This window comes from Waddliaceae bacterium (genome assembly GCA_018694295.1).
Taxonomy (GTDB): Bacteria; Chlamydiota; Chlamydiia; order Chlamydiales; family JABHNK01; genus JABHNK01.
The window spans coordinates 1-13,313 of record JABHNK010000001.1 but is presented as its reverse complement, the minus strand read 5'-3'; the positions used below and the strand labels follow the sequence as shown (position 1 = coordinate 13,313).

The 13,313-nt window shown below is 43.4% G+C and carries 13 protein-coding genes; 9 read left to right on the top strand and 4 right to left on the bottom strand.

The window, feature by feature from the left end; translation table 11 throughout:
* Positions 1–135: 135 nt before the first annotated feature.
* Positions 136–840 carry a TVP38/TMEM64 family protein gene (locus tag HN980_00065; GenBank protein ID MBT6927882.1) on the top strand — a complete coding sequence of 235 codons (705 nt, stop codon included), beginning with the start codon at positions 136–138 and terminating at the stop codon, positions 838–840.
* The gene (locus tag HN980_00060) at positions 837–1,424 is read left to right on the top strand and encodes a CDP-alcohol phosphatidyltransferase family protein (protein MBT6927881.1); all 588 of its coding nucleotides are present in this window, start codon (positions 837–839) and stop codon (positions 1,422–1,424) included. Before HN980_00065 ends, HN980_00060 begins: the two co-directional genes overlap by 4 nt.
* 1 nt (position 1,425) lies before the next feature.
* Here the strand turns inward: HN980_00060 and HN980_00055 are convergent, their stop codons facing one another.
* Positions 1,426–2,787 carry a sodium:solute symporter gene (locus HN980_00055; protein MBT6927880.1) on the bottom strand — a complete coding sequence of 454 codons (1,362 nt, stop codon included), beginning with the start codon at positions 2,785–2,787 and terminating at the stop codon, positions 1,426–1,428.
* Between the two features lie 83 nt (positions 2,788–2,870).
* Between HN980_00055 and HN980_00050 the strand changes: the two genes are divergently transcribed.
* From HN980_00050 to HN980_00030, 5 genes are read left to right on the top strand one after another with little or no spacing between them, the layout of a single operon-like run.
* A complete protein-coding gene (locus HN980_00050) occupies positions 2,871–4,286 on the top strand; it encodes an NAD(P)/FAD-dependent oxidoreductase (protein ID MBT6927879.1) in 1,416 nt (471 codons plus the stop codon).
* Complete coding sequence (gene gnd, locus HN980_00045) at positions 4,283–5,176, top strand: decarboxylating 6-phosphogluconate dehydrogenase (GenBank protein MBT6927878.1); 894 nt, start codon at positions 4,283–4,285, stop codon at positions 5,174–5,176. The genes HN980_00050 and gnd overlap by 4 nt, the downstream gene beginning before the upstream one ends.
* A complete protein-coding gene (gene pgl / locus HN980_00040; protein MBT6927877.1) occupies positions 5,173–5,838 on the top strand; it encodes a 6-phosphogluconolactonase in 666 nt (221 codons plus the stop codon). The genes gnd and pgl overlap by 4 nt, the downstream gene beginning before the upstream one ends.
* Complete coding sequence (gene zwf, locus HN980_00035; GenBank protein ID MBT6927876.1) at positions 5,835–7,190, top strand: glucose-6-phosphate dehydrogenase; 1,356 nt, start codon at positions 5,835–5,837, stop codon at positions 7,188–7,190. The genes pgl and zwf overlap by 4 nt, the downstream gene beginning before the upstream one ends.
* Positions 7,187–7,852 (top strand): TVP38/TMEM64 family protein, encoded by a 666-nt coding sequence (locus HN980_00030; GenBank protein MBT6927875.1) that lies wholly within the window; start codon positions 7,187–7,189, stop codon positions 7,850–7,852. The genes zwf and HN980_00030 overlap by 4 nt, the downstream gene beginning before the upstream one ends.
* A gap of 26 nt (positions 7,853–7,878) precedes the next feature.
* Here the strand turns inward: HN980_00030 and HN980_00025 are convergent, their stop codons facing one another.
* From HN980_00025 to HN980_00015, 3 genes are all read right to left on the bottom strand, one after another.
* Positions 7,879–8,130, bottom strand: coding sequence for a DUF378 domain-containing protein (locus tag HN980_00025; GenBank protein MBT6927874.1), 252 nt, complete (start codon positions 8,128–8,130; stop codon positions 7,879–7,881).
* 96 nt (positions 8,131–8,226) lie between these two features.
* Positions 8,227–8,430 carry a helix-turn-helix transcriptional regulator gene (locus tag HN980_00020; GenBank protein MBT6927873.1) on the bottom strand — a complete coding sequence of 68 codons (204 nt, stop codon included), beginning with the start codon at positions 8,428–8,430 and terminating at the stop codon, positions 8,227–8,229.
* Between the two features lie 9 nt (positions 8,431–8,439).
* Entirely contained in the window at positions 8,440–8,775 is a 336-nt protein-coding gene (locus HN980_00015) for a DUF2975 domain-containing protein (GenBank protein ID MBT6927872.1), read from the bottom strand.
* An 812-nt stretch (positions 8,776–9,587) separates the two neighbouring features.
* Here HN980_00015 and HN980_00010 point away from each other — a divergent pair.
* Both HN980_00010 and pepN read left to right on the top strand, forming a co-directional pair.
* Positions 9,588–11,213 carry a hypothetical protein gene (locus HN980_00010; GenBank protein MBT6927871.1) on the top strand — a complete coding sequence of 542 codons (1,626 nt, stop codon included), beginning with the start codon at positions 9,588–9,590 and terminating at the stop codon, positions 11,211–11,213.
* A gap of 319 nt (positions 11,214–11,532) precedes the next feature.
* Positions 11,533–13,313, top strand: a 1,781-nt coding sequence (pepN, locus tag HN980_00005) for an aminopeptidase N (protein MBT6927870.1), incomplete at its 3' end; no start/stop codon positions are given.

The following is a 13,313-nucleotide window of genomic DNA, read 5'->3' as shown; positions in this document are numbered from 1 at the left end:
ATGATGTAATCTAGAATGTGTTGTATCATTATAATATCATACTCTTCACGCTATTTTTTGTGTCAGGAAATTTTGTTTACAATTTCACGGTAAAAAATGTACACAAGGTATAGTGTAATCTATTAAGGCTTTACGATGAAATCTTTTAAACGTTTTATCCCCATTGCTATAATAATCGCTGTCACTATAGCAGCGTATTTCTTTGGTGTTGGCGAATATATTTCTATAGAGAATTTCAAGAGGCACAGGGTTTTTCTTTTGAAGCTCGTCGACGCACATGCTATCATGGCGCCTCTTCTTTATATTGCTCTATACACCTTATCTACAGCGCTTTCGATTCCTGGCGGCGCTCTTCTTACGATATTCGGTGGTTTTCTCTTCGGACAGCCTTATAGTGTGATATATGTCGTCATTGGAGCTACTTTGGGAGCAATAGTCATCTTTCTTTCTGCGCGTACTGCTCTCGGGGAGACTCTTTCTAAGAAAGCCTCTGGGCCACGGATGACGAAGATAAAAAATGGCATAAAAGAAAACGCTGTAAGCTACCTACTTTTCCTTCGCCTTGTTCCTCTTTTCCCTTTTTGGCTTGTAAACATTGCTCCTGCGCTTCTAAACATCTCGCTATGGACATTTTCATGGACGACGTTCGTCGGAATAATACCAGGGACTTTTGCGTTTTCACAGGCGGGGACGGGTTTAGGTTCTATCCTTGATTCCAACGAGCCTTTCTCAGTACAAGGTTTTTTTACTACGGAGATGAAGATCGCTATCATTGCTTTAGCGATATTCGCACTTATTCCTATCGTAGTAAAGAAACTTCGCAAGGGCAAAAAGGTATGACAAATTCTTCTTTCATAGCATTATATAAAAAGCTTTCGGTCGACCCTATTGTTGACGTTCTCTGTAAGGTTGGTATAACGCCAAACGTCGTCACTTTATTAGCATGTCTTTCTGGTGTTGCTGCAGCGCCATATATTGCTTTTAGGCATCCTTATCTTGCTATTGTTTTCATACTTCTTTCTGGTCATCTCGACTTTCTCGACGGAGCTCTAGCGAGGAGGCTCCAGCGCTCGTCTTCTGCTGGTGCTGTATATGATATCGTTTCTGATAGGATAGTAGAGTTTTCTATCATTATGGGGTTGTTTTTCGTAGATCCTAGCTCTCGTGGCATTATGTCGATGTTCATGCTTGGCAGCATATTAGTGTGTGTTACATCGTTCCTTGTTGTTGGGATATTCACCGACAACGAAAGTGAGAAAGGCTTTTACTACAGCCCTGGAATCATGGAGCGCGGAGAGGCTTTTGCTTTCTTCGTAGTTATGATCCTTATTCCTTCGCTGTTCACTGTGCTTGCCATTGTCTTCACTGTCCTTGTTTTTTTGACAGCATCGATACGTTTATACCAGTTTTCTCGTGCCGTATGATCTATAGTGAAGTAGATTTTTGAGCTATTATTTCTGGAAAAGCAATAGACCCTACGGCTCCTGAGCCGAAAATTAGTGGTATACCGTAGATGGCCCAGTACCATTGATATCCGCCATCTTCGCCAAAATATGCGTAGGTAAAAACTCCCCAACACAGTCCTACAACAATGCTTATTATAGCGCCTGCTTTAGAGGCTTTTTTCCAGTAAAAACCTGCTAATAGGGCAAACGACAATGCCAGCACGGGGATGTTTGCCAGGATGAGTTTCTGAAGTATCTTATCGACGAGGGTATTACCAAGAAGGTATGCTATTGTTGCAAAAGCTATGGTGATATAAATGCTACGTCCACATCCTTCAGAGTTATTCCTTCCCAGAAAATCACTTACTACCATACTTGTCATCGCGCTCCACACTCCCGACAGCGTCGTTGCTGCTGCTGCGAAGAATACACCGAAGCCTATACCTCTTAGTCCTGTTGGCAGTATATTCATGACGATATATGGCAGTGCCTGGTCATGATTGACAACGGAATTCTTTTTCAAGAACGATGTCGCCATTACAGCGCATGCGTATAATACGAATACGAGCACTGCTGCGATCATAACGGACTGTTTTGCTATTGCCGGCGTTTTTGCCGAGAAGATTTTCTGCCCATACCATGGTGCTATGATGTATGTAAACATCGTCACTAGTGTTATTGCTACAACAAAAGAGGGTGGCAATAGAGTCATTGCCTCTGTTATATTGTAAGGTGTTGTTGCACTGTTATTCCATGACAATAACATCATAAGAGGCATGAAGATTAGCAGGATGCAGAAGCTTATGATATCGTTCTTTATTATTGCTACGAGCCCACCGCGTAATGTAAGTAATAGTATAAGGAGTACTAGGACAAGGCTTAACATCCATGTATGCACTGAAGGAAAGGCTAAAGAGAATATTATCGAAAGGGATTTTATATACACTGCGCTGAACCCCGTCATAGCTGCTATTAGTGCGAAGCTTGCAAGTTTCCCTACGCTATCACCATATCGTTGCGAGAAAAACTGTGCTACCGACAGACCGTTGAACTGCTTCCATTTTTTTGCGACGGTGATTCCGTAGAAAGTAAGGCCTATGAGGAAAACGAAAGGAAGTACCAGCGCCCATAGTCCACAGAGATATCCTATCGCCGAAAATGCTATTAATGTCGAAGTATTGAATTCCGTCATTACTAGAGTAGCGGTGAGGGCAAAAAGACCGGTGTTATTATCTGCTAAAAGATATGATTTCTCTGACTGCACCCTGCGGACGCCCCAGTGCCCTGCTATTACCATCAATAATATTACCATCAAAAACGTCGCTATATCTATGATGCTCATGGCGTTACCGTAAATTCTTTATTTTTAAGAAATGTTTTTATATGTTGAATAAAGCATACTATACATTACGTGTGGGGAGATTTATGGAGCAAGATCATTTTGATATCATCATCATCGGTGCTGGCAGTGGTGGTTTAAACATTGCTGGTTTCATGAACAAAGCCGGCTTCAGCGTGTTGCTTATCGACAAAAGCGAATGGGCCATTGGTGGCGACTGTCTAAACTACGGGTGCATTCCTAGCAAGGCGTTGATCCACCTTTCTAAGCTTGCCTATGATGCGAAGGAAGCTGAAGCTATTGGTCTCAAGGTCGGTGGCGCTGTTGATATTGGTAAGGTAACGAAATATATCAAAGAGAAGCAGGGCGTCATACGTCAGCATGAGAACGCCGACTATTTTCGTTCTTTGGGGATGACTGTCGTCCTTGGCGAAGCGAAATTTTCTGGTCCTAATAGTGTTGTCGTCGATAGTAAAGAGTATTTCGGTAAGAAGATCGTCATCGCTACTGGAAGCAGACCTCGTAGCCTTGAAGTCCCTGGCGTCGAAAATGTGCGGTGTTACAACAACGAGACTATTTTCGATATAGATTTTTTACCTAAGAAGTTTTTGTTTGTTGGCGGGGGTCCTATAGGGATAGAGCTAGGGCAGTGTTTCCAGCGTCTTGGCAGCGACGTTACTGTGATACAGCATGGCCCGAAGTTTCTTCCCAAGGAGAGCAAAGAGATCGCCTGTGTATTATATGACCAGCTTATCCAGGAGGGCATGACGTTCCACTTCAACAGCGTCCCTAAGGAGTTTATCGGTAGCGATAAAGTTGTCATTGAAGACAAAGGCGGCTTAGAGAGCACTATAGACTTCGACGCTGTTTTTGTTGCTATTGGAAGGTCTTTGAATATCGAAGGTCTTGGCATTGAGAATGCTGGCATCGCGCTCGACGAAGGCGGAAGAAAGCTCAAGGTCGATGACTATATGAGGACTACCAACAAAAACGTCTTTGCCTGTGGTGATGTCGCTGGAGGGTATATCTTCACCCATGCTGCTGAGCTTCATGCTTCTGTTATAATAAACAATTTCTTCAGCCCTTTCAAGAAGAAGCTTTCCTACGACAACATCTCATGGGTAACGTATACATACCCAGAGATTGCGACCTTCGGCCTTAGCGCTGAGGCTCTCGAAAGCCGTGGGATGAAATACGAGACGTTATCGCTTGATTTCGAAGACGACGACAGGCATATCGTCGACGACTTTACTGCTGGGAAGCTTGTTGTATATCATAGAAAGGGTGTAATCCTTGGGGGTTCGATGGTTTCTCCTGCTGCTGGAGAGCTTTTCCAGGAGCTCGTCCTTGCCAATACTTCAGGCCTTAAACTCAAAGACCTTTTCGGCAAGATATATCCATACCCTACTGCCAGCAGGGTAAACAAGAAACTTGCGGGGAATTATTTTTCTAAGAAGCTTACTCCGTTAACAAAAAAAATACTTAAGGTGATGTACCGATGAAGATAGGACTTATAGGATTGGGGAAGATGGGCGGAAATCTTGCCCTCAACATCATCGACCACGGCCATGATGTTGTTGTATATAACAGAAGCGCTGAGAAGATGGTACCATATGTTGAAAAAGGTGCTATCGCTGGCGCTTCTCTCGAAGAGCTTGTCGGCAGCCTCGAGGCTCCACGGATGATATGGGTTATGGTCACCGCTGGAGATGCTGTCGACCATGTTATCGCCGAGCTTACTCCCCTTCTCGACGATGGTGATACTATCATTGACGGTGGAAACAGTTTCTATAAAGACACGATACGTCGTGCTGAGAATCTTAAAGAGGAAGGGATTAATCTTCTCGATATTGGCACTAGCGGTGGCATCGACGGCGCCAGGAACGGCGCATGTTTTATGGTCGGCGGCGACGAAGAGCGTTTTAATGCTATAGAGCCTTTGCTTGCTGACATCAGCGTTGATGGCGGCTACGGATATTTCGGTAAGAGCGGTGCTGGGCATTTTGTTAAGATGATCCACAACGGCATAGAATATGGTATGATGCAGAGTATCGGCGAAGGTTTCGAGGTTATGGAGAAGAGCGCTTTCGACATCGATATGTCTTCTGCTGCGAAGGTATGGAGCAATGGCAGCGTGATACGCGGGTGGCTTATGGATCTCGCCGAAGAGGCGTATAGTGAAGACCCGTCTTTAGAAAAATATTCTGGCGCCATAGGCCTTAGCGGCGAAGGAGAGTGGAGTATTGCTACCGCTAAAGAACTCGAAGTCCCTGTTCCTGCCATGGATTCTAGCGTCGACATGCGCATAAAAAGTAAAGAATCGCCGAGATATCAGGGAAAAGTTATCCAGGCGCTACGTTTTGGTTTCGGGAGGCACGAGCAGCCATCATGATAAAATGTATTTCCGATGAACGAAAATCTCTTGCCTACAAAGCCGTAGAAGTTATCGCTTCTGAGGTCGCCGATTTGCTCATAATGCAACGTCGCGGCCATGTTGTTCTAGGGATATGTGGTGGCGGCAGTGTTGAAGAAATTTTCAAGGCTCTTTCGGCTTCCGAGAGCATGCCATGGCACCAGGTTCATATCTTTTGGATCGACGAAAGGCTCGATTCTAACGACTCTAACGAGCATCTCGCGCGAGAACTTTTTCTTCAAGGGCTAATCAATGAAAAAGAGTTTCCTAAAGAAAACATCCACTCTCCTAAAGAAGAAGGATATACTGAAGAGCTTCTTGCATTGGGAGGTTTTGATATAATATTAATGTCTTCTGGTGGTGACGGCCATGTAGCGAGCCTTTTTCCTCACCACCCTGCTTTGCAAGAAGAAGACAAAAAATTCATCATCGTAGACGACAGCCCAAAACCTCCCAAGAGGAGGATTACAGCATCGAAGGCTCTTCTTCAGGATGCTACTACATGCCTACTTCTTTTCTACGGCAAAGAGAAGTCTGTTGCTTTAAAGGCTTTTAGCGACATTGATACCAGCATCGACGAATGCCCTGCCGTTTTAACAAAAGAAATTACAAACCTTTACATTTTTACGGATATTATATGAATACCATAGGATTTATCATCTTCGGAGGAACTGGCGACCTTACCAACAGGAAACTTGTGCCTTCGTTATACAACCTAATAAAAAAGGGTACGCTCACTGAAGAGTCGTATATAGTCGGTGTCGGAAGACGCCCTCTATCCGACGAAGAGTATAAGGACCGCATCGCTGCTTCTCTTCCTGCTGCTATCATCGAAAGTCCTTTGTGGCAAAAGATACGTATACACTATTTCCATAGCGACTTTTCAGCGAAGAATTTCCTCGACGGCATGGATGCTTTCCTTGGGAAGCTTGAAAAAGGAAAGTCCTACGACCGCATTTATTATCTTGCGACGAGTTTTACCTTCATGCCTATGATCGCCAAGCAGCTAAAGAAGTACAAGCTCCATACCCACAAAGACAAATTCCGTAGGGTTGTCTTTGAGAAGCCCTTCGGAACGGATCTTTCTACTAGCAAGAAGCTCAACACCACGATACAGAAGATCTTCGACGAAGAGTCTATCTATAGGATCGACCACTATCTCGGCAAGGAGACGGTACAAAATATCTTAACATTACGCCTTGGAAATCCCCTTTTCGAGGGCGTCTGGAGCAGTGAGTTCATCGAAAAGATAAACATCGTCGCAGAAGAGGATTCCAATGTAGGCAAAAGAATAGGATATTATGATAATGCTGGCGCCATAAAAGATATGGTACAAAGTCATCTGCTACAGGTGGCAAGCCTTGTTCTTATGGACGCCCCAGAAAAATACGATGCTACCAACATCCATGATGAAAAGGTTAAGGTCTTAAAAAAGCTACGCCTAGCATCTACAAAAGACCTCACCATCGGACAATATCGCTCCTATGGCGGTGAGGTTAAAGCTGCGGGCCTGAAAAAAAGTGCTACCGAGACATATGTCGATGTTAAGTTGCGTTGCAACAGCAGGCGCTGGAAAGGCACTGACATCGTCCTTACCACTGGAAAGATGCTAGGAAATCGTCGCGCTTATATCGAGATAATATTCAAAAAAAATCCGTGCAAACACCACTGTAAGCTATATAAAATTAAAACCAACAAACTTACTATAGACATACAGCCGACGCAAGATATTGCTTTCGACTTCAACCACTATGTCCTTGCTGCTGATGTCTTCAAAGCCGTCACCATGGAATTTTGTCATTCTTGTGAATTTACCGGTAACAGCATAGCAGCATATGACACTCTCCTTGCAGAATGTATCGCTGGCGACAAGACGCTTTTCACAAGGTTCGACGAATTACAGGAGTCCTGGAAAATAACTGACGCCCTTGTCTCTGCCAAGAAATCCGTTGCTTTAAAGAAATATGCCGACCATGGCAAGGAGCTGTCATGAAAAAAGAAACCAAGAAATTTGTTATCTTTGCTGCATTCGTTGCTGTGATGGTATTTTTAGGGTATTATTTCGATATCGACGAGCGATTCTCTATCGAGAAGATCCAGAATTTCATCATAACGTTAGGGTTATGGGCTCCTGTTGTTTATATCGGGATGTATATGCTTACCTCTATAATCTTTTTTCCTGCGTCGCTGCTTTCCACAGCAAGCGGTGCCATATGGGGAGTGTATTTGGGGACGGTATATACTGTTATCGGTGCCGTTCTCGCTAGCATAATTCCCTTTATCATAGCGCGCCATCTTGGAAGAGGTTTCGCTGCTAAGATGACAGAGAAAAACACGGCTGGCGTATGTGATAGGTTTATCTCGAAAAATGGTTTCTTTTCCATCCTTTTTGCGCGCCTTATACCGCTTTTTCCTTGGGACGTCGTCAACTACGGAGCTGGGATGTGTGGTATACGCTTCCGCGACTATCTCTTCGCTACTGCTTTGGGGATAATACCAGGAAGTTTCACCTACAACCTTATAGGTTCGACGCTTGGGCAGCCTCTCGATATTACGAAGGTGGTAATCGTCACTGCTGTAGTTGTGCTTATGGGAACAGTAACATTCCTAATAAAGAAAAAAAACGGAGGAATCGAAACAATTCCTCCGAAATAACGTGTTATTAGATAATGTTATCTATGTTATTTTTTCTTCTTTGCCTTTTTCTTTACTTTGCATGATCCTTTGCAACATTTGCATTTAATCCAGCAGCAAAGCTTCATAACGGCAGCGATGCCGATAAGGATATAAATTACGCGTGCAAAAATCGTCCCTGCGCCGAACAGATATTCTACTAGGTCTAGGTCAAAAAGACCAACGAGCCCCCAGTTGATACCTCCTATTAGGAGAAGGACAAACGCTGTCGTACATATTATTGGGCATTCTTTCTTCATCAGTATAACTCCTTAAGTAATAGTTAAAATATACCACACCTTTAAAATATTTCTTTTCCTATTAGAATGTCAAATAAAATAATGTTTTTGTTGTCGTTATGAACGATATTCCAAGATATCTCCTGGCTGGCATTCAAGGAAGCTGCATATGGCGTCGAGTGTCGACAGCCTTATCGCCTTTGCTTTTCCTGTCTTTAGTATAGAAAGGTTTGGTTCTGTTATGCCTATCGCCTCGGCGAGCTCTTTAGAGCGTTTTTTCCTTGTGGCGAGCATGACATCGATATTTATTATTATAGCCATTGTTTGCTCCTATACTGTATATTTTTTATCTTCTTCGAGTTTTACACCTTCGCCCATAACCCATGACATAAAAATAAACATAACGGCGAAGAATATCACAGTGAAGTCCCACGAATCTAAAGAGATGCTGATATATCGTTCTCCGGGAGTGTTATAATATGTTTGTGCTAGTGTTATGAGAGCTTCATAAATAGGATACAATACGAGTTTACCGATAAGAAGTGTGTAGCCTATTTTTTTATAATATTGGACGTTTTCCATGGTAAAGATTTTAAAGCTCTCATATAGCTTGCACAGCTTCATACCATAGCGAAGAACGAAGATATACACGCCTATGGGGATCATCGAGATCAAAAAACAAAAAATGCGGATATGGGGTTTCAATTCATTTAATGGCGGGAGTCGGATGTCTGTATTTCCTTGCGACCACATGAAAGAAAACATATTCGGAATGAGACCATCAAAAAACCAATAAATCGCTGAAAATATTGGTAAAAGGATTATCAAGGTTAAAAAAAAGATTCTAAAGATACGGCTTGTGCGTTTTATTTTATTCATAGTATTTGGCCCTCCTGTTGTGCCGGTTATTAAAACTATGCCATTATTATCGTTATTCGATAACTTTTTGTCAAGGGATGATAACTTTTTATTGTTGCGCTAGTTTTTAGTGTAGATATTTTGGTGTTGCTTATTGGCTACAAGTCGTTTATAATTACGGACTAATTTTTAAACCCATGATTGCGACCTATACTTTGCCATAGGGTTATTATAGCGGATAGTTATAGCGGATAGCGGATAGAAAAAACTAGCGAATAGGTAAAGTCTATACGCTAAACGCTATTCCTCTACGCTACAAAAGTGTTGCTGCAAAAAGAAATATGGCGAAGTTAAATAATAGCAAATGGGCAAAGAAAAACAATAAGAAAGAGTAGGGACTTAAAATGTTTGTCTTCACATGCTTATATTTTCTGCCAATGCTTTTTATAAAGAAAAAAAGTCCTGTTTCCTATAGCATCCATAGTGTTAGGCAATATGACTCATTTTACTCCTCGCGAATAGTTACGACTATTCGCTTGTCGTTCACTGAGCCATCTTATCTAACTCTATGGCGCTAAAGGAAATATAGGTCGCAATCATGGGTTAAAGAGGTCATCATTATGTCTTGGGTTGTTTTCATACCGCCGTTATTAGTTTTTCTTGTTGGGATATTTTTCCATAGGATCATTCTTGCTCTTATCGTTGGGATTTGTGCCTCTGCGCTTATTGTCACGCATGGTGCTCCTATTGATTCCGTGTCTCTTATTGGTCGTCGTTTTTACGAGACGTTTGACTTAAATTTATTATTTTCTTCTGGCTCTTTTTGGGACTGTGACCACATCCTTATCATGTTATTTCCTTTTATTATTGGTATTGTCATTGAGATGATCCACCGATCTGGTGGTGCTCGAGCTTTGATATTAAAGGCATCGTCTTCGATACGTTGCAAGCGTGGTGTTGAGACTTCGTCGTTATTACTTTCGCATTGTCTTTTTATCGACGACTATTTGAGCTGTCTTACCGTTGGTTCTGTGTTACGTCCTCTTGCCGACAAGCATCTTGTTCCTCGTGCGAAGTTAGCTTTTCTTGTTGATATCATGGCGGCTTCTTTAGCGATATTATGTCCTGTTTCAGCTTGGGCGGCGGCAATAATAGGTTTTTTGAGTGACAACGGCATTGGTGAGTCTATTGAAGAGACGATATATGTCATGGCGCCGCCGAACGTGATATATCTTCGTACTTTGCCATATGTTTTCTATTCTTTCACCGTTATTGTCACTGTATGGTTTATTGTACGTCGCAAGATTTCTTTTGGTCTTATGAGGTCACACGAGAAGATTGCAGATGAGAAAGGCCATCTTTTTGGTCCTCGCAAGAAGGGGCGCAATGCTGAGGCTACTGTTACGGATTCTAAAGAGCCTGCTTATATCATGGACTTCATTGTTCCTATTGCAACGCTTCTTGTTTCTGTATTTATTGGGTTGTTATATTGGGGTGAGCATCGGTTGTTTGGCGGTGACCGTTCTTTTGTTGCGGCCTTACAGAATGCTAGTGCCGCTATAGTTCTTTTTGTTGGGTCTTCTATATCGTTTATTGTTTCTGTGATATATTATCTTCTTTCTGGGCGTTTTTCATATCGTAAAATGCCAAAGATCATCCTCAAAGGTTCTCTCGATGTTCTTCCTGTTGTTGCTATCTTGGCGTGTTCCTGGACTTTTGGTGCGCTTCTCCGCGAAGATGTACAGACTGGAAGTTATCTTGCCAATATCATCGGCGATTCTTTGCCGTTATATTTGTTGCCCTGCATATTTTTCGTAGTTGCTCTTGCCACGGCGATATCGATAGGGACGACGTGGGGTACTGCGGCGATATTATTCCCTATAGCGATACCTCTTGTTGTGTCGTTGTCGCACGTAGCAACGCCAGCGACGCCTGACCAGATGGCGATGCTTTTCCCTGTTTTGGGCGCTATCCTTGCCGGTGGTGTATGTGGGTGTAATACTTCTGTCATCGCCGACACCACGATATTATCCTCTGCGAGCTCTTCGTGTCATCATTTCGACCATTTCAACACGCAGTGGCGCTATGTCCTTCCTATGGCTATAGGTTCTGTTGTAGCGTTCGCCATAACGGGTCTTCTTGTTGAGAAGTCTATGATACTTTCTATTGTCGTGCCGCTTATAGCTTCGATAAGTATAAGTTTGCTTATCGTTTCCGCGCTTCATATGGCAACATCGAAAAAATGATCATTGAAATGAGTTCGGAGTTCGGAACAGGATTTTTCACCACGGAGCCACGGAGAACACGGAGAACAAAAGTTTAAAGGAAAAAGAAAATTGCTGGGGGCTTTCCCCCAGACCCCTATTTTTGAACAGTGAACTTTTTAAAGTCCTCGGGGTTCTAGGGGTGAAACCCCTAGCCCGCCCTATTCCTCTCTGTGTTCTCCGTGGCTCTGTGGTGAAAAATTCCTATTCCGGGCTTCGAATTCCTATCAAAGTAATGGTGAAAAATTCTAACATAGCGTAACATCATGTTAGTAAAACAATGTTAATAAGGAGAACTTTTATGTCAGAAGCCGCGCCAAAAACAATATATCTCAAAGACCATACTGTTCCTGAGTATTCCATTTCGGATGTGAAGTTTATTTTTAATATCGAAGATGATGTTACCACGGTACATTCTACGCTTAATATCATCAAGAATGACGGTGTGAGTGCTCCTCTTGTTTTGGATGGCGAGAATATGACGTTGTTGAGTGTAACCATCGACGGCGAGGTTCCCGAGTATAGTGTCGACGACAAGACGTTACGCATCGAAAATGTTCCTGAGCGCTGCGTCTTAGAGATAGAGAATACGATCGACCCTGCCAACAACACTGCTCTTGAGGGGTTATATCAGTCTGGTGAGATGTTCTGCACGCAGAACGAGCCTCATGGGTTTAGGCGTATAACATATTTCCTCGACAGGCCTGACGTCATGTCAAAATTTACTACCAAGATCATCGCCGACAAAGAAAAATATCCTGTATTGCTTTCCAATGGCAATGAAGTTGATCACGGCGACCTCGACGATGGGAAGCATTATGTCACGTGGGAAGATCCATTCCTTAAGCCTTCGTATCTTTTTGCTCTCGTCGCCGGCGACCTTGGCGTGATATACGACACCTTCACTACGATGTCTGGGCGTGATATTGATTTAAGGATATACTGCGACAAAGGCAACGAGAAGCGCTGTCATCATGCTATGTCGTCGCTAAAGAATGCTATGAAGTGGGACGAAGACACCTTCGGCTTAGAGTGCGATCTCGACACGTATATGATCGTAGCTGTAAGCTCTTTCAACATGGGTGCTATGGAAAATAAGGGTTTGAACATATTCAATGCTAGCTGTGTCCTCGCCGATGCTGATACTGCTACTGACGCCGAATTTCTCCGCGTCGAGGGTGTTGTCGGCCACGAATACTTCCACAACTGGACGGGCAACAGAGTTACCTGCCGCGACTGGTTTCAGCTAACTCTCAAAGAGGGCCTTACCGTTTTCCGCGACCATGCTTTCTCTGGAGACATGTTTTCCCGTCCTGTGCAGAGGATAAAAAATGTCGAGCATCTACGTTCTTTCCAATTTCCTGAAGATTCTGGCCCTACTGCCCATCCTATAAAGCCTTCGTCTTATATGCAGATAAACAACTTCTACACTGCCACGGTATACCAGAAAGGCTCTGAGATCATCGGGATGATATCGACCCTTCTTGGCGAAGAGACCTTCAAGAAAGGAATTACGAAATATTTCGAGTTGTATGATGGGCAGGCTGTCACCACCGAAGACTTCGTCCATGCTATGGAGGTCACTTCTGGTCGCGACCTCACACAGTTCAAGAAGTGGTACAGCCAGGTAGGCACTCCTCGTATCGCTGTAAGCCGTCGTTATAATGCCGCCGAGCGTCGTTTTTCCCTTACCATTAAGCAGCATGGCGAGCTACATTTTCCTTTATCTATAGGCCTTCTTGATGGTGATGGCAATGACATCGTCGATACTATCCTTGAAGTCACCAAAAGCGAGGAGACTTTTGTTTTCGACGACATCGCTGAAGAGCCTGCTGTCTCTTTAAACAGACACTTCTCTGCTCCTCTCATCATAGAGGCTTCTTATACCTATGACGACTATATCTTTTTGATGGCGCATGACAACGATCCTTTTGCTCGATGGGATGCAGGACAAGAGCTTTCTTCGAGAGTTGTCATGGCTCTTATCGACGACATACATAGCGGCCGCGACCTTGTCCTTGACGAGCGCTATATTGCTGCTTTTACTGCTATCCTCGATGATGCTGATATCGGCGATGCCTT